Source organism: Halolamina litorea, assembly GCF_026616205.1.
Taxonomy (GTDB): Archaea; Halobacteriota; Halobacteria; order Halobacteriales; family Haloferacaceae; genus Halolamina; species Halolamina litorea.
On the sequence record NZ_JANHGR010000001.1, the window covers coordinates 284,651 to 305,111 of the forward strand.

General features: G+C 69.1%; 23 protein-coding genes. 6 read left to right on the forward strand and 17 right to left on the reverse strand.

The genetic code is table 11. The features are described from left to right. Nucleotides 1–10: 10 nt before the first annotated feature. Nucleotides 11–1,156, reverse strand: coding sequence for an acyl-CoA dehydrogenase family protein (locus NO998_RS01430; protein WP_267645209.1), 1,146 nt, complete (start codon nucleotides 1,154–1,156; stop codon nucleotides 11–13). 104 nt (nucleotides 1,157–1,260) lie between these two features. On the opposite strand from NO998_RS01430, the gene NO998_RS01435 reads away from it, so the two are divergent. Continuing rightward, the gene (locus NO998_RS01435) at nucleotides 1,261–2,484 is read left to right on the forward strand and encodes a collagen binding domain-containing protein (RefSeq protein ID WP_267645210.1); all 1,224 of its coding nucleotides are present in this window, start codon (nucleotides 1,261–1,263) and stop codon (nucleotides 2,482–2,484) included. A gap of 4 nt (nucleotides 2,485–2,488) precedes the next feature. Here the strand turns inward: NO998_RS01435 and NO998_RS01440 are convergent, their stop codons facing one another. From NO998_RS01440 to NO998_RS01450, 3 genes are all read right to left on the reverse strand, one after another. Further along, nucleotides 2,489–3,676 carry an alanine--tRNA ligase-related protein gene (locus NO998_RS01440; RefSeq protein ID WP_267645211.1) on the reverse strand — a complete coding sequence of 396 codons (1,188 nt, stop codon included), beginning with the start codon at nucleotides 3,674–3,676 and terminating at the stop codon, nucleotides 2,489–2,491. 191 nt (nucleotides 3,677–3,867) lie between these two features. Further along, a complete protein-coding gene (locus NO998_RS01445; protein ID WP_267645212.1) occupies nucleotides 3,868–4,383 on the reverse strand; it encodes a helix-turn-helix domain-containing protein in 516 nt (171 codons plus the stop codon). 67 nt (nucleotides 4,384–4,450) lie between these two features. Then, nucleotides 4,451–5,389, reverse strand: coding sequence for a DMT family transporter (locus NO998_RS01450; protein WP_267645213.1), 939 nt, complete (start codon nucleotides 5,387–5,389; stop codon nucleotides 4,451–4,453). Nucleotides 5,390–5,500: 111 nt separating this feature from the next. Here NO998_RS01450 and sucC point away from each other — a divergent pair, with 111 nt between their 5' ends. After that, the gene (sucC, locus tag NO998_RS01455; protein WP_267645214.1) at nucleotides 5,501–6,646 is read left to right on the forward strand and encodes an ADP-forming succinate--CoA ligase subunit beta; all 1,146 of its coding nucleotides are present in this window, start codon (nucleotides 5,501–5,503) and stop codon (nucleotides 6,644–6,646) included. Continuing rightward, the gene (sucD, locus tag NO998_RS01460; RefSeq protein ID WP_267645215.1) at nucleotides 6,643–7,512 is read left to right on the forward strand and encodes a succinate--CoA ligase subunit alpha; all 870 of its coding nucleotides are present in this window, start codon (nucleotides 6,643–6,645) and stop codon (nucleotides 7,510–7,512) included. Before sucC ends, sucD begins: the two co-directional genes overlap by 4 nt. Nucleotides 7,513–7,530: 18 nt before the next feature. Here sucD and NO998_RS01465 read toward each other — a convergent pair whose 3' ends face one another. The 4 genes from NO998_RS01465 to NO998_RS01480 all read right to left on the reverse strand — a co-directional run bounded on the left by NO998_RS01465 (nucleotide 7,531) and on the right by NO998_RS01480 (nucleotide 11,531). Then, a complete protein-coding gene (locus NO998_RS01465; RefSeq protein ID WP_267645216.1) occupies nucleotides 7,531–8,241 on the reverse strand; it encodes a helix-turn-helix domain-containing protein in 711 nt (236 codons plus the stop codon). Nucleotides 8,242–8,439: 198 nt separating this feature from the next. After that, nucleotides 8,440–9,159: a helix-turn-helix domain-containing protein gene (locus NO998_RS01470; protein WP_267645217.1), complete on the reverse strand. Its 720-nt coding sequence runs from the start codon at nucleotides 9,157–9,159 to the stop codon at nucleotides 8,440–8,442. A gap of 63 nt (nucleotides 9,160–9,222) precedes the next feature. Next, on the reverse strand, nucleotides 9,223–10,431 hold the full coding sequence (locus NO998_RS01475) for a threonine synthase (RefSeq protein ID WP_267645218.1): 1,209 nt from the start codon (nucleotides 10,429–10,431) through the stop codon (nucleotides 9,223–9,225). A gap of 68 nt (nucleotides 10,432–10,499) precedes the next feature. Next, complete coding sequence (locus tag NO998_RS01480) at nucleotides 10,500–11,531, reverse strand: two-component system sensor histidine kinase NtrB (RefSeq protein WP_267645219.1); 1,032 nt, start codon at nucleotides 11,529–11,531, stop codon at nucleotides 10,500–10,502. A 124-nt stretch (nucleotides 11,532–11,655) separates the two neighbouring features. Between NO998_RS01480 and NO998_RS01485 the strand changes: the two genes are divergently transcribed. Beyond that, on the forward strand, nucleotides 11,656–13,452 hold the full coding sequence (locus NO998_RS01485; protein ID WP_267645220.1) for a PAS domain S-box protein: 1,797 nt from the start codon (nucleotides 11,656–11,658) through the stop codon (nucleotides 13,450–13,452). Between the two features lie 6 nt (nucleotides 13,453–13,458). Here NO998_RS01485 and NO998_RS01490 read toward each other — a convergent pair whose 3' ends face one another. The 9 genes from NO998_RS01490 to NO998_RS01530 form a co-directional block, all read right to left on the reverse strand. Next, a complete protein-coding gene (locus NO998_RS01490; protein ID WP_267645221.1) occupies nucleotides 13,459–14,337 on the reverse strand; it encodes a universal stress protein in 879 nt (292 codons plus the stop codon). A 44-nt stretch (nucleotides 14,338–14,381) separates the two neighbouring features. Then, nucleotides 14,382–15,419 carry a DUF7544 domain-containing protein gene (locus NO998_RS01495; protein ID WP_267645222.1) on the reverse strand — a complete coding sequence of 346 codons (1,038 nt, stop codon included), beginning with the start codon at nucleotides 15,417–15,419 and terminating at the stop codon, nucleotides 14,382–14,384. A 109-nt stretch (nucleotides 15,420–15,528) separates the two neighbouring features. Further along, entirely contained in the window at nucleotides 15,529–16,911 is a 1,383-nt protein-coding gene (locus NO998_RS01500; protein WP_267645223.1) for a PQQ-dependent sugar dehydrogenase, read from the reverse strand. Between the two features lie 215 nt (nucleotides 16,912–17,126). Further along, nucleotides 17,127–18,194, reverse strand: a complete 1,068-nt coding sequence (locus tag NO998_RS01505) for a tyrosine-type recombinase/integrase (RefSeq protein WP_267645224.1) — start codon at nucleotides 18,192–18,194, stop codon at nucleotides 17,127–17,129. After that, on the reverse strand, nucleotides 18,191–18,583 hold the full coding sequence (locus NO998_RS01510) for a siphovirus Gp157 family protein (protein WP_267645225.1): 393 nt from the start codon (nucleotides 18,581–18,583) through the stop codon (nucleotides 18,191–18,193). The genes NO998_RS01505 and NO998_RS01510 overlap by 4 nt, the downstream gene beginning before the upstream one ends. Beyond that, nucleotides 18,576–18,869 (reverse strand): PadR family transcriptional regulator, encoded by a 294-nt coding sequence (locus tag NO998_RS01515; RefSeq protein WP_267645226.1) that lies wholly within the window; start codon nucleotides 18,867–18,869, stop codon nucleotides 18,576–18,578. Before NO998_RS01515 ends, NO998_RS01510 begins: the two co-directional genes overlap by 8 nt. Further along, nucleotides 18,866–19,018 (reverse strand): hypothetical protein, encoded by a 153-nt coding sequence (locus NO998_RS01520; protein WP_267645227.1) that lies wholly within the window; start codon nucleotides 19,016–19,018, stop codon nucleotides 18,866–18,868. The genes NO998_RS01515 and NO998_RS01520 overlap by 4 nt, the downstream gene beginning before the upstream one ends. Then, the gene (locus NO998_RS01525) at nucleotides 19,018–19,170 is read right to left on the reverse strand and encodes a hypothetical protein (protein WP_267645228.1); all 153 of its coding nucleotides are present in this window, start codon (nucleotides 19,168–19,170) and stop codon (nucleotides 19,018–19,020) included. Before NO998_RS01525 ends, NO998_RS01520 begins: the two co-directional genes overlap by 1 nt. After that, nucleotides 19,167–19,436, reverse strand: a complete 270-nt coding sequence (locus tag NO998_RS01530; RefSeq protein ID WP_267645229.1) for a hypothetical protein — start codon at nucleotides 19,434–19,436, stop codon at nucleotides 19,167–19,169. Before NO998_RS01530 ends, NO998_RS01525 begins: the two co-directional genes overlap by 4 nt. 253 nt (nucleotides 19,437–19,689) lie before the next feature. On the opposite strand from NO998_RS01530, the gene NO998_RS01535 reads away from it, so the two are divergent. Beyond that, complete coding sequence (locus NO998_RS01535; RefSeq protein ID WP_267645230.1) at nucleotides 19,690–19,956, forward strand: helix-turn-helix domain-containing protein; 267 nt, start codon at nucleotides 19,690–19,692, stop codon at nucleotides 19,954–19,956. 31 nt (nucleotides 19,957–19,987) lie between these two features. Further along, the gene (locus NO998_RS01540; RefSeq protein WP_267645231.1) at nucleotides 19,988–20,281 is read left to right on the forward strand and encodes a repressor phrH2; all 294 of its coding nucleotides are present in this window, start codon (nucleotides 19,988–19,990) and stop codon (nucleotides 20,279–20,281) included. The last annotated feature ends 180 nt before the right edge of the window (nucleotides 20,282–20,461 follow it).

Here is a 20,461-nt window from a genome sequence, read left to right on the forward strand (position 1 = left end):
TACCGGCGTCTCAGTCCAACAGGTCCCGCGCGATGATCGTCTTCTGGATCTCGCTGGTCCCCTCGTAGATCGTCGTGATCTTCGCGTCGCGGTAGAACCGCTCCACGTCGAACTCGGACATGTAGCCGTAGCCGCCGTGGATCTGGACCGCCTCGTTGGTCACGTCGACGGCGGCCTCGCTGGCGAAGTACTTCGCCATCGACGCGATGACGCGGGAGTCCTCGCCGGCGTCGGCCTGTCGGGCGGTCTCCCGGCAGAGCAGCCGCGATGCCTCGACCTGCGTCGCCATGTCGGCCATCTTCTGCCGGATGGCGCCGATGTCGCCGATCGGGTTGCCGAACTGCTCGCGTTCGCCGGCGTAGGCGATGGCCTCGTCGAGTGCGGCCTGTGCGACGCCGACGGCCTGCGAGGCGATAGCCAGTCGACCGCCGGTGAGGATCTTGAACGCCGCCGAGAGGCCGTCGCCTTCGGGGGTGAGGCGGTACTTCTCGGGGATCTCGACGCCGTCGAACGTCATCCCGGTCGTGTCGCTCGCTCTGAGGCCGAGTTTGTGCTCCTTCTTCCCGACCTTCACGCCGTCGTAGTCGGCGGGCACGAGGAACTGGGTGATCGAGCCCCGGTCATCGGGGTCGGTCTTGGCGAAGACGATGTAGACGCCGGCGCGCTGGCCGTTGGTGATCCACTGTTTCTCCCCGGAGATGCGGTAGCCGTCCTCGGTCTTCTCCGCGGTCGTCGTCATCTGGGCGGGGTTCGAGCCGGCGCCGGGTTCGGAGAGACAGAACGCGCCGACGGGGCGGCCGTCGACCATCTCCGACAGCCACTCGTCTTTCACGTCGTCGCTGCCGAACTCCGCGATACAGGAGGTCGCCAGACAGTGGACCGAGAGCGCCGTCGCCACCGCGAGGTGGCCGTAGGCGAGCGCCTCGTTCACGGCCGCGTAGGTGGCGTTGTCGGCGTCGAAGCCGCCGTACTCCGCGGGGACGGTGAGCCTGGTGAGGTCCAGTTCCGCGAGGTCGTCCCACGCGTCCTCCGGGAACGTCTCCTCGGCGTCGAGTTCCTGCGCTTCCGGGCGGAGTTCCTCGAGGGCGAACTCCTCGACGGCGTCCCGGATGGCGCGCTGCTCGTCGGTCAGCGCCGACTCGCTTTGGGTGTGCATACCCGCGGATGGGCCGCACGGCGCAAAAGCGGTCCGACTCCGGCGCCCGGGCCCGTCACGCACCCCCGCACAGTTTTACGTCGGTGTCCTTCGTCGCTTCGGGCATGTTTCGGGTAGCGTCGGCGCTCGCCTGTCTCTTCCTCGTGCTCTCGGCCACCGGGCCGGCCGCCGCGGCCGGCCTCGGGAGCGCCGACGCCGCCTCACCTGCCGTCGACGCCTCGGCCGCCATCGATGCCCCCGCCCTCCAGCAGGCCGACGGGTCGCTCTCACTGACCGTGACCGACGGCGACGACCCCGTTGCCGGTGCCGCCGTCACCCTCTACCGCGACGGCGAGCGCGTGCTCGGCGGCGAAACCGGCGACGACGGCCGACTCGATACCGGCCCGATCGCCGAGGGCAGCTATCGCGTCGAGATCAGGGAGTCGGGCTACTACGAGCGCTCGCTCTCAGTCTCCGTCGAAGGTGAGACGAGTCGCTCGGCCGCAGTCGAACCCGGTAGCGTCGCCCTCTCCGTGAGCGTGACCGACGCGCGAACCGGCGACGCGCTCGCTGACGCGACCGTCGATGTCGACGCCGCCGGAACGGTTCGGACCGGCACCGACGGCACTCAGACCGTTCGCGTCCCGGTCAACGCCGAGGTCGGCCTCGTCGTCACGAAGGACGGCTACGAGCGCGAGTCGCTCTCGGTCGCGGTCGGGGAGTCGGCCCGGTCGGTCGACCTCGGGATCGCCCGCGAGACCGAGATATCGCTCTCGCTCGGTGCCGACTCGGTCGCCGCCGGCGGCAGCGTCGAGGCGACGGTAACCGACGCGTACGGCGATCCGGTCGCCGGTGCGACGATCCTCCTCGACGGCGACGCCGTCGCCGAGACCGGCGCCGGCGGAACCGCCTCGGTCCCGGTCGAGACTGGCGGCGAGCACACCGTCCGTGCCCGTGCCGGCGGCGAACTGAGCGAGCAGGAGTCGGTGACCGCGAGCGGCGACGGAGCCGACGGCGACGACCCGACGACGGAACCGACGACGCCCATCGGGACCGAGTCCGCGTCCAACGGGACCGCCGGCTCCGCGGCGACCGAGGCTCCCGACCGAGTCGAAACTCCCGAACCGGTGGTGACGGCGACGCCGGTGAACGCCTCCAGTTCGCCGTTCGCGGGGCTACCGATCCCGGACCTCCCGCTCTCCGGACCGATCGTTCCCGACCTCGGCAACCGCGAGGGGCTACTGGGCGTGCTACCGCCGATTCAGGGGTCGCTCCGCATCATGCTCGTCCTCGCCGGCATCGGCGCGTTCGGCCTGGTGCTCTCGGTGCTGCGAGAAGATCAGCTCTGAGCCGTTACTCTTCGAGATAGCCGACCAGTTCGGAGGGTGATACTGGGATGCCGCCACCCTGTGCGAACGTCGGGCCGCCACCGCCCCCGCCGCCGAACTCCTCGGTCACGTCCTGTACGAGCGCGTTCGCGTCGGCGGCGCCGTCGGTCGCCACGACGACGAACGTCGCCCCGGAGGTGCCGGCGACGGCGACGCCGTCGACCTCGTCGTCGATCAGGTCCGAGAGTTCGCCCTGCAGGTCGTTCGGCGTCGCGCCCTCGACGGTCCCGACCAGCCAGCGGCCGCCGTCGCGCTCGACGGCGTCGAGGTCGGCGAGTCGGTGGCCCAGCAGTTCGGACTTCAGGTCGGCGACCTCGTCGCGCAGGTCGTCGCGCTCTGCGGTCAGTCGGTCCACCGCGTCGGGGATGTCGGGGACGGCCACGTCGAGGTCGCGGGCCGCGGCGCGGGCTGCCTCGTGGAGTTCCGCGGTGGCGTCGATGGCCGTCGGGCCGACCGCGAACTCGACACGCGTCGCCCCCTCGCCGGGGTTCGAGCGCTCCATCACGTGGACCGGCCCGATCTCCTCGGTGTTCCGGACGTGGGTCCCGCCGCAGGCCGCCACGTCCCATCCCTCGACGGTGACGATCCGGACCGAATCCTCCTCGGCCATCGCGCCCTCCTCGGTCTTGGTGTTGAACGCGACTTCCTCGCGCTCCTGGGCGACCCCGGGGTCCTGATACTCCCACGAGACGGGCAGGGAGTCCCAGACCGCGCGGTTGGCCAGTCGCTCCATCTCGACCATCCGCTCGTCGGTGATCTCTGTCTCGGCGGTGAAGTCGACCCGGACGGTCTCCTCCCCGATGTCGAAGCCGGCGTAGCCAACGTCGTCGAGGACGCGCCGCGCGGCGCCGAACAGGACGTGGCTGGCGGTGTGGGCGCGTTCGCAGTAGGTGCGGAACGCGGCGTCGACGACGCAGTGAACGGTGTCGCCGTCGCCGAAGTCCGGCTCCGTGGCGAGCGTGTGGACCACGCCGCGCGGGGACTTCTGTACGTCAGCGACCGCGATGTCGTCGATGACGCCGCGGTCGGCCGGCTGGCCGCCGCCCTCGGGGTAGAAGTAGGTCTCTTCGAGGACGACCTCCCGGCCGTCGACGGCTACCGCGTCGGCGTCGAAACTCAGGGTCTCGGGGTTGTCGGGCGCGAGCGTCTGCATGGCTGTCGGGAGTGGCGGCGAGCGCAAAAAGCCGCGGGCTCCGGGGGTTCTCGCCGGGCGCCGCGAAGGGACGGTCTCTCACTGCGCGGCTGACCGGTGCCGCGAAGGGACGGTCTCTCACTGCGCGGCTGACCGGTGCCGCGAAGGGACGGTCTCTCACTGCGCGGCTGACCGGTGCCGCGCATCGACGCTCACTCCGCCAGTTGGATCCCGAACCGGTCCTCGAGTTTGGCGATCACGCTGCCGCCGACGTCGGCGCGGGTCGCTCGTCCCTCCTCGACGGCGAGCAGGTCGTCCTCGTCAACGTCGATCTCCGCTGCCAGTTCCTCGCTCGTGAGGCCGGCGTCCTGCCGGGCCGCCACCACCCGGTCGCCGTAGCCCGAGACGAGGTAGGGGAGGCTGTCCTCCTCGTACTTCGCGCCCTCGACCCAGTCGGTGTCGGGGCTGGAGGAGGAGTCCATCAGCTTCGCGGTGTTCTGTGCGGCGCGCTTCTTGCGGTTCTCGGGCGCCCCGCGGGAGCCGCCCTGTTGTTCGCGCTTCTTGCGGTCCTTGTTGCGGTTGGCGCCCATCGGCGCACAGTCGCCACAGACCAGCAGTTCGGCGCCGGCGACGTTCGCCTTCCGCAGCGACGCCGACTCGGTGCCACACAGTTCACAGGCGTCGCCGTCGTCGCCGCCGCCGCCGCTTCCGGTCGAGTACTTGGTCATGGCCTGGCTACGTGCCGGGGCGACATTAATTCGTGGTCGTGGCACCGCGCAGCGCCGGCAGGACCCCTCAGAGCCCGACCGACGCGAGCAGCGCCGGTCCGGCCGTGACGAGCGCGACGCCGAGGACGATCAGCGCCGCCCCGACGACGACGCCGCGGGTCACCCGCTCCAGATCGCCGAGCAGGAAGTACGCGAAGACGGTGGTGAACAGCGGCGCCGTCGCCGCCAGCGGGTCGACGACGGCGACGGTTCCCTCGGGGTGGCCCAACGCCGCGAACAGCGAGAGCAGCGCGACGGCGGTGACGGTGCCGCTGGCGGCGAAGTAGCCCCACGTCTCCCGTGGCGCCGTCTTGAGGTCGCCCAGACGCCCCCGGGCGACGGCGTAGCCCGCCAACACCGCCAAAGCGGCCAACTCGTTCAGCGCCACCGCTTCCAGCGAGGTGACGCTCGAACTGGTCAGCCCGTAGCGTCGGAGCACGTTCCCGAACGCGAAACAGACCGCCGCGGCGACGGGGAACAGCAGTTCGTAGGACTCCCAGCCCTCGGCGTCGCCGCCCTTCGCCAGCGCGAGGACGGCGAGGCCGACGACGAGGACGACGACGCCCACGGCCGTCGAGAGCGACGCCGGTTCACCGAGGAACGCCACCGCGAGCATCGTCGCGAACAGCGGCCGCGCGGAGACGCCGGCGCTGTTGACGCTCGCCCCCACCCGGTCGACGCCGGCGAACGTCGCCAGCCGACCGAGCGCGGTGCCGACGACGCCGGCGAGCAGGAACACGCCGAGCGTCGTCGTGTCCAACCCCGCGAAGGCGTCGCCGCCCCGGAGGATCGCCAGCCCGGCGAGGTAGAGCGTGCTGTCGACGAGCACGACCGCGAGCGACGCCTGCAGCGAGGTGCCGCCGGCGGCCATCCCGCGCTTCGAGAGCACCGGCGAGAACCCCCACAGCAGCGCCGGCACGAGCGCCAGCGCGTACACTTCCGGCGGTGCCGCGAGCGTATCAGCCATCGTGGGTGGGTCCGTCGGGGTACACAAGGAAACGTCGGTCCCGGCAGCCGACACCGTCGGACTGCTTTGGCCGGGATTTATGCGCCCGTCGCTCCGCAGTTCTCCCACGCGATGAAACTGCACGAGTATCAGGCAAAGGAGGTGTTCGCCGACGCCGGGATCCCCGTTCCGGAGTCGCGGCTCGCGTCGTCAGTCGACGAGGTCGTCGAGGCGGTCGGGGAGATCGGCTTCCCCGCCGCGATCAAGGCACAGGTCCACGTCGGCGGCCGCGGCAAGGCCGGCGGTATCGAGATCGTCGGGAGCGAGGAGGAGGCCCGCGAGGCCGCCGAGTCCATCCTCGGGATGGACCTCAAGGGCTACACCGTCGAGCGCGTGCTCGTGGAGGCCGGCGTCGACTTCGTCGACGAACTCTACGTCGGTGTCACGATGGACCGCGCGGCCGGCGAACCGGTCGCCATGGTCTCGACGGAGGGTGGCGTCGACATCGAGACGGTCGCCGAGGAGACCCCCGAAGCGATCGCTCGCGAACACATCGACCCGGCGTTCGGGATGCACCCCTTCCAGTCCCGGAAGGTCGTCTACGACGCCGGCGTCGAACAGCAGTTCGCCGGCGACGTGTCGAGCATCCTCCGGACGCTCTTTACCCTCTACGAGAACAGCGACGCCTCCGAGATCGAGGTCAACCCCGTGATGATCACGGCCGACGACGACGTGATCGCCGCGGACGCGGTGATGAACATCGACGAGGACGCGCTGTTCCGCCAGCCCGAACTCTCCGAGATGGCCGAGGCGTCTTACGAGAACGACTTCGAGCGCAAGGCCGGCGAGTACGGCTTCGACTACGTCCGACTCTCGGGCAACGTCGGCATCATCGGCAACGGCGCGGGCCTCGTGATGACGACGCTCGACCTCGTCGACTACTACGGCGGGGCGCCCGCGAACTTCCTCGACATCGGCGGCGGCGCCAAGGCCGAGCGCGTCGCGAACGCGCTGGACATGGTGTTCTCCGACGAGAACGTCGATTCGGTCGTGTTCAACATCTTCGGCGGGATCACCCGCGGCGACGAGGTCGCCAAGGGGATCAACGAGGCGCTTTCCCAGTTCGACGAGATCCCCAAGCCCGTCACCGTTCGACTGGCCGGGACCAACGCCGAGGAGGGAATGGAGATCCTGAACACCGACCTCGTGACGGTCGAGAAGACGCTGGAGTCGGCGGTCCAGCGTGCGGTTGCTGACGCCGAGGAGGTGAACGAATGAGCATTCTCGTCGACGACGACACCCGAGTCGTGGTGCAGGGCATCACGGGCGGGGAGGGCAACTTCCACGCCGAACAGATGATCGAGTACGGCACCAACGTGGTCGCCGGCGCCGTCCCCGGCAAGGGCGGCCAGACCGCCGCGGGCGTCCCGGTCTACGACACCGTCGAGGAGGCCGCCATCGAGGAGGACGCCGACGCCTCCGTCATCTTCGTGCCGTCGGCCTTTGCCGGCGACGCCATCTTCGAGGCCCTCGACGCGCCGCTCGACCTGGCGGTCGCCATCACCGAGGGTGTTCCCACGCAGGACATGGCCAAGGTCAACAAGCGCCTCTCGGAGGTCGACACCCGCCTGATCGGCCCGAACTGCCCCGGCATCATCACCCCCGGCGAGGCCAAACTCGGCATCCTGCCGGGCAACATCTTCTCGGACGGCAACGTCGGCCTCGTCTCCCGATCCGGTACCCTCACGTATCAGGTCGTGGACAACCTCACGAACCGTGGGATCGGTCAGACGACCGCCGTCGGCATCGGTGGCGACCCGATCATCGGCACCTCGTTCGTCGACGCCCTCGAACTGTTCGAGGAAGACGACGAGACCGAGGCCGTCGTGATGTGCGGTGAGATCGGCGGCGAGGACGAGGAGGAGGCCGCGAAGTTCATCGGCGAGCACATGGACACGCCGGTCGCCGGCTTCATCGCCGGCCGCACGGCGCCGCCGGGCAAGCGGATGGGCCACGCGGGCGCCATCGTCTCCGGCAGCGGCACCGGGACCGCAGAAAGCAAGATCGAGGCGCTCAACGACGCCGGCGTCCCCGTCGGCGACACCCCTGAGGAAGTCGCCGACCACGTCGAGAGCTTCCTGTAGAACCGCGCCGCGTTCCTGTTACTGGTCGTCGCCGTCGGCGGCCGGGGGACGCTCCCGGCGTTTGCTGGGTTGCGCATCCGGCTCGCCGACGGTCGCCGCGAGCACCGACGAGACGCCCCGGCGAAGTCGCTCCGAGAGCGCCTGCTCGGAGATGTCGAGTCGGTCGGCGAGCTTTGTCAGATCGGTCTCCCGCGGCACCTCGAAGTAGCCGGCGCCGAGTGCTTCCTGTAGCGCCTCCTCCTGTTTCGACGAGAGGTCGTACTGCCGCCCCGAGTCGTCGTCGGCGGTGTGGGCACGGAGGAGTTGGACGGTGAAGCCGTTCTCCCGAAGCAGCGCGATGTACTCCGTCAGGGCCTCCCGGTCGGGCAGGCGGACCTTCATCACCGCCCCGTCGACGGTCGTCTTGACCGAGAGCCGCGAGGCACCGGTCTGTCGGTCGATCGGCGTCGGGTTCGTGGTGCCGGTGTCGCGCGCCACGACGACCCGGTAGAGGCGCTTGTGGTCGTTGGCCTCGATGCACTCGTGCTCGCTGATCGTCGGGTCGTCCGGCAACGCGGCCTCGAACGCCTCGAAATCGCCCCCGGAGGCCCAGACGAACAGGACCGGATCGGACGCGCGGTCGGCGGCGGTCGCCCACTCGCGTTCGAGGGTCATCTGCGGGGCCGCCCTGAGCGACGGCAACATAACCAGGCTCGCGTCGGTCAGGCGGAGTTCGGCGATGAGGCTCACACGCGCACGTTGTGTTCGCACTTACTAAGCTTGTTTGGCAGAAACGGATGGGCCGGAAGGGAGCCCATCCACCCTTGTCAGAGGCGGCCCATCCGACGCTATCGCGCCGGTGGACACCTCGTAGTTTGGCCGGGGCGGGCGTAGTCTTTCGGCTTGTGTGCTCCGGGTTTTATAAGCGAACCCCGTACAGAGCTCGGCTCAGCCGGAGGGGGTATCTATCTCCGAGGGCACCCCCTGTCCGGCGGCGACGTTCGTCCGGGGACGTTTGTGCTCGCCCAGTTCGCCGACCGTCGACTCCAACACGGCGGCGACGCCGCGGCGCAGTCGCTCCGAGAGCGCCTGCTCGGAGATGTCGAACTCCTCGGCCAGGCTCCCGAGGTCCGTCCCGCGGGGGGTCTCGAAGTAGCCCGCATCCAGCGCCGCACGTAACGCGTCGACCTGTTTCTCCGAGAGGTCGTACTTGGCGTGGTCGTCGTCGGCCGGATAGGCTCGGAGCAGTTCCACCTCGTAGCCGTGCTCCCGACAGAGCCGGATGTACTCGCTGAGTGACTCCCGGTCCGGGAGGCGCTCGGTGATGAACGCACAGTTGGCGGCGGTCACCATCCCGAGTTGGGAGGCGCTGGTCTTCCGGTGGAGCGGCGCCGGGTCGATGAGCGCCGGGCTGTCGTCGAGGACGACCTCGTAGAGTCGGCGCTCCCCGTCGTCCTCGATGAGTTCGAACGCCTGTACCGTCGGATCGTCGGGGAGCGCGGCCTCGAACGCCTCGAACTCGCCACCCCACGTCCAGATGAACACGACAGGGCCCGCGGGCGCCGGGACGCTGTACTCGGTCTCGGCACGCATCCCGCCCGCCGCCCCGAGTGCGTGACCCAGCGCGAACGGTTCGCCCGAGATACGGAGTTCGGCGATCAGGCTCATACCCCTCCCGTTTGTCAGCCCGTTACAAAGGTGATGTGGCGGATACGGGAAGATACGGCCGGTTTACGCCCCTTCGGCGCCCGGCGCCGCGTCGAACAGCGTCCCGAGCGCGGACCGATCGATCCGCTCGGTCTCGACTGCCACGCCGTCGTCGCCGAACCCCCGCCCCGTCGCCACCAGCGCCACCTCGTCGCCGGCGTCGAGGACGCCGTCGGCCCGGAGTCGCTCGATGGCCGCCAGCGTCGTCGCCGACGACGGCTCGACCGCCAGTCCGGCGCCCGCGAACTGCTCGCCCGCCCGCTTGATCGCGTCGTCGTCCACGCCGACGACCGCACCGTCGGTCGCTCGCGCCGCCGCGAGCGCCCGGTTCCCGCTGGGCGGGTCGGCGTTGGCGATGGAGTACGCGATGGTTTCGCCGCCCTCGGCCGGGGTCACGGTGTCGTCGCCGCGCGCGAACGCCTCGGCGATGGGTGCGCAGGCGGCCGCCTGCACGAAGCAGAGTTTCGGTGGTTCGTCGAGCAGCCCGGCCGCCGTCAGCGTCCGGACAGCCTGCCACGTCGCGCTGGCGTGGCCGCCGCTGCTGACCGGGATGACGAGCGCGTCGGGGAACTCACCCTCGCCACGGCCGAACTGCGCCAGCGTCTCGATGGCCGTCGTCGCCTGCCCGGCCACGCGCCACGGTACGTCGCTGTTCAGGAAGCGGACGCCAGCCTCGCGGCCCACTTCGAGGGCGTCGTAGTAGAGTCGGCCGTAGTCCCCGTCGACCCGGACCAATCGCGGGTCGTACCGACCGATCGCGGCCAGCCGCGAGTCGGCGATGTCGGCGGGCACCAACACGGTGCAGTCCATCCCGGTCGCGGCCGCGTGGGCGGCGACGCTCTCGGCCATGTTCCCGTGGGAGACGGTGCCGATCCGCGTTTCGCCGGCTTCGAGCGCCGCGGCGACGCCGAAGGCCGTGCCGCGGTCCTTGAAGCTCCCGGTGGGGTTCAGCCCCTCCAGTTTCACGTGGACGGCGACGCCCTCGGTGTCGAGGGAGTCGGCCCGGACGAGGGGGGTCCCGCCGGCGGCCGTCGAGACGCCGGGCGGCGGCGTCGGCGCCTCGACGCCCAGCAGGGGGAGCGCGTCCCACATCGACTCGATGGACGCCGGCCACTCTCCGGGGACGGCCTCGGGGTCGGTCGCCAGCCAGAGCGGTTCGCCGCAGTCACACCGAACCCGGTGGTCGTCGTCGGTTCGGGCGCCACAGTTCCAGCACGTTCGGTTCACGGGCATGGGTGGTGCCGGTCGCCCAAGTAGGGTACGGTCAGCACGAGTGGGGAGCGACTGTCGGGCGGTCCCGGTCAGTTGCCGGTCCGGATCTCGAAGCGCGCCCCGCCGCCGTCGGCGTCCTCGATACGTATCCGCCAGCCGTGTGCCTCGGCGATCTGGCGGACGATCGAGAGCCCGTAGCCGGTGCCGGACTCGCGGGTCGAGTAGCCGTGGTCGAACACGTCCCCCCGGATCGGTTCGGGGATCCCCGGCCCGTCGTCGGCGACGTAGAAGCCGCCCTCGAGGCTACCAACGGTGATCGTCGGGGGCGCGCCCTCGACGGTGGCGTGTTCGACGGCGTTGCGAAACAGGTTCTCGAACAGCTCACGGAACCGGCTCCGGTCGGCCTCGACGCTGCCGAGTTCCCCCTCGACCTCGAGGCTCGCCCCGGCGGTTTCGACGCTGTTCCACGCCTCCCGGACGATGGCTTCGAGCGCGACGGACTCGGTGTCCCCGATGCGCCGGCCCTGTTTCGAGAGCGCGAGCACGTCGTCGACGAGCTGGTCGATGCGGTCGAGCGCCTCGACCACCCGGTCGAGTTCGTCGTCGTCGCGGCCCTCCCGGGCGATATCGGTGTACCCCCGGGCGACACTCAGGGGGTTCCGGATGTCGTGGGCGAGGATGTCCGCGAACTCGTCCAGCCGCTCCTTCTGGGCCTGTAGCTCGCGTTCGCGCTCGCGCCGGTCGCTCACGTCTCGGATGATCCCGGTGAAGTACTGCTCGCCGTCGTACTCGTGCTCGCGGAGGCTGATCAGCGTCGGCACCTCGTGGCCGTCCTTGTGGAGCGCGGGCAGTTCCATCCCGCTCCAGTCGATGTGGCGGTCACCCGTCTCGACGTAGGCCGCGAGCGCCTCGGCGTGGACCGGCTGCAGGCGCTCGGGGATGATCGTCATCTTCGAACTGCCGATCAGTTCCTCGGGGCTGTAGCCCAGGATATCCTCGACGGCCGGGTTCGCGTAGACGATCTGGCTCTCGGCGTCGATGGTGAGCATCCCCTCGGCGGCGTTCTCGACGAGGGTCCGGTAGAACTCCTCGGGGCTGGCTGGCAGGCTCACCGTGTTCATGTCGTTATTGACTAGTCGCAGGCTGCCCGTATATGGATGCTGGTCGGGGTTCAGTCACGTCTCCGAATGTCCGATCTGATACGCGGGGCCGGAGGTTTATGTCGGTGAACGCGGACGTAGGAACATGGCGACGGCCCCCTTACGCGAGTTCCCGATAGAGACGGCCGATCGCTCTCCTGCGGTGCTGGTTGTCGACGACGACGAGCAGCGCCTCGCGGCGACGGCAGCGACGCTGCGACGGCAACTGGACGACGCCGAAACGACGACGCTCGCCGACCCGACGGCGGTCGTCGACGCGCTCGAGTCCGCGCCGTATGACTGCTTGATCAGCACCTTCGACATGCCCGGACTCGACGGCATCGAACTGGCCGAACGGGTCCGTGAGGCGGGCTTCGACCTGCCGTTCGTGTTGTTCCCCGAGTCGGGGAGCGAGGCGCTCGCCAGCCGTGCCGTCTCGGCCGGCGTCGACGAGTACGTGCGGGAACGGGGGCGGGGAGACGCCCCGGCGCTCGCCGACCGCGTCCGGGCCCTCCTCACGACGCACCGCCGCGAACGGCAGATACGGCTGGGAGCGACCGCCGCCGAGTCAACCACGGCGGGCATCGTCCTCTCGGACCCGCACGAGCCGGGCGATCCGATCGTCTACGCGAACCAGGCGTTCTGTATGCTTTCGGGCCACGAGCGCCCCGACCTGCTCGGGCGGGAGGCGATGCTGCTCCACGGCGACGTCACCGACGACGAACGGGCCGGGCGGCTCCGCGAGGCCGCCGAGACTGGGGCGTCGGCCGCCGTGGAACTCAGGGGTCGCCGAGCCGACGGCTCCGTGTTCTGGGACCGTGTCAGGGTCGCCCCAGTCACGGACGGCGAGTCAACGCTCTCCGTCTGGGCTCACGAGGACGTGACCGAGCGCCACGCGCGGACGGAACAACTCGAAGCCAGCCGGAGCCGCCTCGAAGCGGTGTTCGAGCTTTCGCCGGACCTGCTGCTCGTCCACGACGAGGAGGGGTCGATCCTCGACGCCAACCGCCGGGCCCGCGAGGAGTTGGGCTACGAACCGACGGGGCTGGTCGGCAAACCCATCTGGGAAGTGGACGCGACCGCCGACGCCGAGCGAGCGATCCCGTTCTGGCAGGCGCTCCCGGCCGACAGCCCGCGTCGCTTCGAGGGGCGCTTCCGACGAACAGACGGCTCGACGTTCCCGGTCGAGATCCACCTGATCCGGCTGGACATCGACGGGGAGAAGCATTTCGTGGCGATCGGTCGGGACATCACCGAGCGCAAGGCCCGCGAGGAGGAGCTCGTCCGGCAGAACGAGCGCCTCTCGGAGTTCTCCCAGGTGGTCTCACACGACCTCCGGAACCCCCTACAGGTCGCACAGGGGCGCCTCGGGCTGCTCGCCGAGGACGTCGAGAGCGCCCACCTCGCCGACCTCGAGGGGGCGCTCGACCGGATGGAGGCGCTGATCGACGACCTACTCATCCTCGCCCGCGAGGGCGAGGAGGCGATGGATATCGAACCCGTCGGCGTCGCGACGGTCGCTCGCCACGCGTGGTCGACCGTCGAGACGGCGGCGGCGTCGCTGTCGGTCGCTACCGACCGGCGGATCGCTGCCGATCGCGATCAGCTCCGACAGCTGTTCGAGAACCTGTTCCGCAACGCCGTCGAACACGCCGATCCAGACTGTACGGTCACCGTCGGCGAACTCGACGACGGCTTCTACGTCGCCGACGACGGCCCGGGTATCCCGACCGACGAGCGCGAGTCGGTGTTCGAGCCGGGCTACTCGACGGCCCGCCGTGGGACCGGCTTCGGCCTCAACATCGTCGCGCGGGTGGCCGACGACCACGGCTGGACAGTCGACGTGACCGAGGGCGAGGCCGGCGGCGCGCGCTTCGAGATCGCCGGCGTCGCTCCCGACTGAGTCAGCTTACGTCCTCGGGACGACCAGCACCGGCACGCCAACGTTCCGGAGCGTCGAGGCGGCGACGCTGCCGAGCACCTTCCGCCGGAGGTTCGAGCGCCCGCGCGACCCCATCACGACGAGGTCGCTGTCGTTCGCCGCGGCGTACTCCGTGATCCGCGCGGCGGTCCCGTCGTTGGTCCGCTCGACGGCGGTCCGCACGTCGGCGCCGGGGGCGTGCTCACGCAGCGTCTCCGCGGCACGCTCGACTGCCTCCTCGCCGTCGGCTTCGAGCCGTTCGATGAACGACTTCTCGAGCCCGCCGGCGTTGAACGCGCCGCCAGCGGCCTGCACGTCGATGACGTTCAGCACGTCGACGCCGGCGCCGTAGGCCGTCGCCAGCGCGCCGCCGTGGGGGATCGCGGCCTCGGCGTTCTCGCTGCCGTCGGTCGGGAGGAGGAGTCGCTCGTAGCCGCCGGCCTCGGACGCCCCGCCGGGGACGACGAGGGTCGGCACCTCGCCGCTGCTGAGCACTCGTTCGGTCACGCTGCCGAGCAGTCGCTCGCTCACGCCGGAGGCACCCTGTCGACCGAGCACTAGCAGGTCGGCGCCGAGGGCGGCCGCCCGGTCGGTGAGCGCGCGGGCCGGCGCGCCGGCGACGACCTCGGTCTCGATCGATCGGCCGACCGTCTCGGCGGCGTCCTCGACGGGCGCGAACACCGACTCGCGGCTCTCCCGGATCGTCGCCTCCTCGTCGTCGGTGCGAGCGAGACGGATGGTCGATCGGCTGATGACGTGCACGGCCGTCACGTCGGCGTCGAACGTGTCAGCGAGGTCGAGCCCCCGGTTCGCCGCCCGGAGTGACTCGTCGCTCCCGTCGACGCCGATGAGGATGTGGTCGTACATGCTGCAGCGTTCGACCCGGTCCCCCTTACCGTTTGTCGCTTCTCTCACTCGGCGGGGCTGCCCCCGCGGATCGCCCGCCGTCGCTCGGCGACGAGGTCGAACGCCTCGTTGGTGTCGCCCAGTACGAGCAGCGCGTAGTAGCGCAAGTACGTCTGGACCGGAACCGCCGCGAACAGCGAGATGACGAGCATCCCGAGGCCGAACAGCACGGCGGCGGCCGCGATGACCACCCAGCCGGCGACCGGTATCGCCGCGAGGAGGACGCCGCCGATGACCCCGAGGATCACCAGCGGGATCGCGATGACCAGCGCGGCGACGAACACGAGGAGGCCGACGGCGATGCCGGCGACCAGCGTCAGCACGAACTGGATCAGGACGTAGACGACGTACTCCTTCCACTCGCCGGTCAGCGTCGGCCAGAACCGCCGCCACGCGCCGAGCACGCCGCGACTCTCGCTCATCATCACCGGCACGACGAACTGCGTGGTGAACCCGTCCACCAGACTGACGACGAACCCCACGAACACCATGCCGAGTACCGCCAGCCCGATGGTGCCGAGCGAGAACGTCGCCTCGCCGAAGATCGCGGCGCCGAAGCCGACCCAGAACAGCCCGAGGAAGGCCGCGAGCGTGAGGGCGCCGATCACCAGCCGGAAGCCGAACAGCCGGGCGCCACGGCGCCAGTGGTCGCTCCAGTACTCTCGGATCGAGACGCGCTCGCGGCTCAGCGACTCGACGAACACGAACTCCATCACCGAGCCGACGAAGCCGAGCGTGAGTACGAGCACGAGGATCGTGAGCCCGATGGCGGCGATGATCGCCCACTCGGTCGGGCTGATCGAACTGACGATCTCCGAGAGGCTGGGGAGCTGACCGGGGTCGCCCGGCGCTCCCGGCGTCCCGCTGGGGCCGGTGCCGGTGTTGCCGCCGAACTGGGCGAAGTTGGCCCCGCCGCCACCGCTCCCGCCGATGAAGAAGACGATCAGCGCCAGGCGCGCCCAGCGACCGAGGTCGAACGGCCACAGCAGCGACCGTGTCGCGTCGAGGGCGTCGTCGATGTTGTCCAGGGCCGCGAGGCTCATCGGCGGCCCCCGCGGTGTCGGCGGTCGCTGGCCAGTCGTTCTGACGTCTCGCTGTGGAGGGTCATACCTAACATGTTCGTTTCGGACAACAAATAGCTTCGCTCGTGTTTCAGGTCCCGAGACGGAACACGCCGCCGCCGTCGGCGCCGGTGCCGAGGAGGTAGAGCCCGTCCTCGTGGCGGTCCATGTAGAACAGCTGTTCCAGCTTCCCGGCGTCGCCGTCGGCGATAGGGAGCGTGCGCGTCTCCCAGAGCCCCGAGCCGTCCGGGCGGGCGACGAACAGCCGGCCCGCGACGTTCAGGTCGCCGAAGACGAACCAGCCGGCGAGCCCCGGCACGTCCTCGCCCTCGTAGACGTTCCCGGTGATGACCGAAATCCCCGAGACGGGCGCGCCGCCGTGGGGGTACTCGATGACCGGGTCCAGCAGCGGTTCGCCGCCGCGCACCTCCGGGGGCGTCTCGTCGGGGCAGTCCCCGGCTTGGAAGCAGTGGGTCGCCTCCTTGACGTTCCAGCCGTAGTTGCCGCCCATCTCGACCAAGTCGACCTCCTCGTACTCGGACTGGCCCACGTCGCCGGCGTAGAGGTCCTCGCCGTCGAAGGAGAGCCGCCAGGGGTTCCGGAACCCCCACGCATACTGCTCGTCGAGGCCGTCCTCGCCGACGAGCGGGTTGTCGTCGGGGATCGCGTAGGCCTGCTCGCCGTCGGTCCCGTCCACGTCGATCCGGAGGATGCTGCCCAGTAGGTTCTCGGTCACGTCCTGTCCGTTGCCGCCGTCGACGGCGTCGTACCAGTCCTCGACGTGGCCACGGCCCTGATCGTTCGCGGCGCCGCCGTCGCCGACGCCGACGTAGAGGTAGCCGTCCGGCCCGAACAGTACCGAGCCGGCGTTGTGGTTCCCCTGTGGTTGGGCGATGGTGAGTATCTCCCGTTCGGTGTCCGTGTCGACCGTGTAGCCGTCCGGCCCGGCTTCGAACTCCGAGAGGACGAACGTGTGGCTCCAGCCGTCGGGCGTGCTCTCCCGGGCCGGCGCGGAGTAGCGCACGAACAGCCGGCGGTTCTCGGCGAAGTTCGGGTGGAGGGCGATCCCGAGCAGCCCCTTCTCGTACCCCCGGGATAGCTGGTCGGAGATGTCGAACAGCGGCGTCTCGCGGAGCGAGCCGTCCTCGACGACGCGGGCGACGCCGCCCTGCTGGACGACGTACCGCAGGCCGGTCCCGGGCACGTCGGCCATGCCCACCGGGAGTTCCAGCCCCGAAACGACCGTTTCGAGGCCGACCGACTCGGGCAGGTCGGGTTCCTGTTCGGTCTCGGTCGGTTCGTCCGTCGGTTCGTCCGTCGGCGCCTCGGTCGGCTCATCGGTCCCGGGATCGGTCCCGTCGGCGGTCGGCGTCGACGTGTCGGTGTCGGTCGGCGTTCCCGTCTCGCCGTCGGCACAGCCCGCGAGCGCGGTCAGGAGGCCGGTGCCGGCGAGGACGAACTGTCGGCGATCCATGGGGGCCAATAGGCGGGAGGGAGGTTGGGTGTTGGGGTGGACCGCGTGGGCTGCGGGGGCACGTCACCATCGCGGCCGTGGCGGTTCGGTTTCCCCACCGGTGACGCCGTCGCTCATCGTAGTTGGGTCGTCAGGAAGTGGGTCGGCCAAGATTTGAGCCACCCTCCTCCGCAGGGGTTACAGCGTGTCTGTGCTCCCGATCGTCGGTAGTGTCGTCACTCATCGATCTCACCCAAGTCTAGCTGCTCAACGTACTCTCGTCGACTCTCCATCCGGTCACGACGACGGCGCCAGCGCTCTTCCTCCGTCGCCCAGTCGTAATGCTCCTCGATCACCGACACCGAGGCGTTGACGCGTTCGGCGACAACCTCCGGCGGGAGACCGAGGTTCAGTTGCCACGTGATGCTCCCCGTCCGGATCTTGTGTGGCGACCGCGACGACGGACACTTACTGGCCGCTACGTACTCCCGCCACTCACAGGTCCCTCGGCTCTTCCCGTGCGGACACGCAGAGTGCAAGCACGGCTGTGTCGCCATGTACGACCACGTCCGAATGGTGTTGTTCGTCGGCCGCCCCTTCGTGCTCGGGAGCAAGGGCTGACGGCCGTACTCGTCCGACACGTCATACCGCTCCTTCCGGACATACTCGGCGAGCACGTCCACCACCGTCGACGGGAGGCCGACCGGGCGCTCCCCCCGAATCTTGTTCTTCAGCGGCGTCCCCGTCTCCGGGCGGTGTCGAAACTCGACGTACGCCTCGTCGACGTGGAAGTCCCGAACGTCAAGCGACCGGAGTCCGCCCTGTCGGGCGCCGGTGTACCACGCCAGCTCAAGGAACGCGTGGGCTCGAGTCGCCCGGACCGCTTCGTCTTCACGGTAGCGTTCGAGGAGAGCGAAGCCGTCTTCGGGCCGAAGCGACGTGCTGTCCGACCGATCCTCTGGGTCGAGGTCCGGGATGCGGACCGAGTCCGAAAGGTCGTCCTCAACGGCGCCGAGTTGCTCTTCCAGATAGCGAAGGAACGACCGCAGCGTCCACATCTCGCTTTCCAGCGTCGCCGGCGCGACGCGGCCGCTACGGAGGTCGAAGTACTCGTCCACGTCGTAGGGGCGCAGGTCGCCGACAGTGCCGATGCCGACGCCTTCACACCACTCTGTGAACAGCTTGAGCTGGTACTTCCACGACTTCACGCTAGAGTCGGTGGCGTCGGCGCGTCGACGGCGCAGGTAGCGCTCGACGGCCTTCCGGACGCTCATCTCCGACGGGTCCGGCCGATCCCGACTCACCGGCGACCCTCCGGCGCCGTGTCGCGGCGGTTGTGCGCGGCGATATTCTCGACCTTCCGCTCCAGTTCGGTGACGCGTCCCTCGAGATCGTCGGTGCCCCCGTCGGCCGTCAGCGGCGCCCGATCCTCGACGGACTCCATCGCCTCGGCCAGTTGGTCCGTGAGCGGGTAGCGCTGGACGCCCAGAACTCGGTGGTACGGAACGTCGACGACCTCGGCGACCGTCTCGCAGTCGGTCGTCTCGTAGTTCACGATGCGGAGCATCCGCTCGCGTTCCTCGACGTTGTCACCGGCCCACTTCTCGCCGTCGACGGTCCGGACGATCGCGGGGTTGATGATGAACGGGTTGGCGCCGTTCTCCGCCGACGCGGGCTTGGCGTCGTTACTCATCGTCGACGCCCCCGATCCACGCCTGTCGCGCCGAGAGGGCACGGCGGCCCGCCTCGGTCAGGCTGTAGGCGTTCGTCCGGCCGTCGGCCTGCTCCTTGGCGACCAGCCCGGCCTCGACGAGGTCGTCGAGGTTCGGATAGAGTTGGGCGTGGTTGACGTGGTCGCCGTAGTAGTCCTGCAGTCGGCGCTTGATCGCGACGCCCTTCTGGTCGGACTCCTCAGCGAGGATCCAGAGCGTGTCGCGCTGGAACGCTGAGAGGTCCGAGAGGCCGGTCACGTCACTCATCGGCGACCCTCGTAGTCGGAGTTCTCGCCTAACGCCTGCCGGCAGCTCGGGCAGAGGTCGATGCCGCCGTTACCGGACAGCGGGATGTGGCACTCCGGGCGCGAGAGCCGCGAGATGTCGTCGCCACAGCCGTCGCAGAGCATCACCATCAGGCGTCACCCCCGTCACGGTGACGCTCACAGAAGGACGGTATTTCCTTGCCCTCCGGGCCGTGGCCGTGGGTCTCGTTGGTGCATCGAAAGCGGCTGCAAACCGGGTGGCTGTCGCCGATGTCGAGGTAGCAGTAGAAGCACTCCGTCATCGACGCCCTCCGTCGACGCGGTGCTTCTCCCGACAGTCGCTGCACAGGAGCGCGTTCCAGCCGCGAACGTTGAGGTTGAGTTCGTCGGCGGCGACGAGGCGTAGCTCCCAGCCGTTCAGCGTCGTGAAGCCGCAGTTGTCGCACGTCGACGCCACATCGACGTCCACGGGGCCGGGCTGATCCGTGCCGGCCGTGTCGCTACTGTTTTCCGAAAACGGTCCCTCACTGCCTGTGCGGGGTGTCTGCCCCGCGAGTGTTCCGGGCATTGGACTGCTCCGGGAAACACCTCGGGGCCGTGTTGTAGCACGGCCCCTCGATCACTAACCTACCAGAGTCATCTTCGACCTGCTCGGTGTCTCCTCACCGGCACAAATGACCCACCACCACGTAAAGGTAACGCCAATGACTTAGAGGTTCGTTAGATGATTTGAGCCCTTCCCACTCCCGAATAGCAATATTGCCGGCTAATAGGTTCGGGGGTGCCATTACGCACTAATAATGAGGAAGTCAGGCTCGTGGATGACCATCTGGGACGACCGGATACTGGAGTATATCGAGGAAGAGGGGTCTGCATCCCCGAAGCAGCTTGAGGAAAGTGGTTACTTCGACGTGACGAAAGGCCACCTCTCCCGCCGCCTACGGAAATTGGCCGACAAGGGGTTCCTGAAAGACCTCGGGAACGGTGTCTACATCATGTCGAGTAGGGGCGAAGCGTACCTAAACGAAGAACTCGACGCCTCGGAGCTGGACGAGAACGGTAGCAACGACGAAGCGGCTGAAGCGTAGGGGGTCCCCAATGCGAAAGTCAGGAAACTGGATGGAACTCATCGACGACCGGATTCTCGAAACGCTGAACAGCGAGTCGTGGTCGACGCCGCACTTTCTCTCGTTCGACATCGACATCGCAGCCAGCGAGAATCGGATCTATGAACGCTGTGAGGTACTTCGCCGCGCCGGCTTCCTCGAACGGGAGTACGGCAACAACTACGAGATCTCGACGTGGGGCGCGCTGTACCTCGACGGCGAAGTGAGCGGGAAGGATCGGCGCCCCCTGCCGGCGCCGAGGCCTCCAGAGGCTGTGAGGCCCGGGTGGTACGCTGGGTTTGGGTAGGTCTGAAATTATATCTCAGGACCACTTCCGAGAATATGCGCTCATCGAGTCAGCATGGCCGATTTTACTACTCATAATATATCTTCAAATAATGCAGGGTGCCCTATAGAAATGACTCATAGACGGCCAGAACCGCAGTTTGCACCAAGCCAACAGATAGTAGACAAAGTATTTCACCGT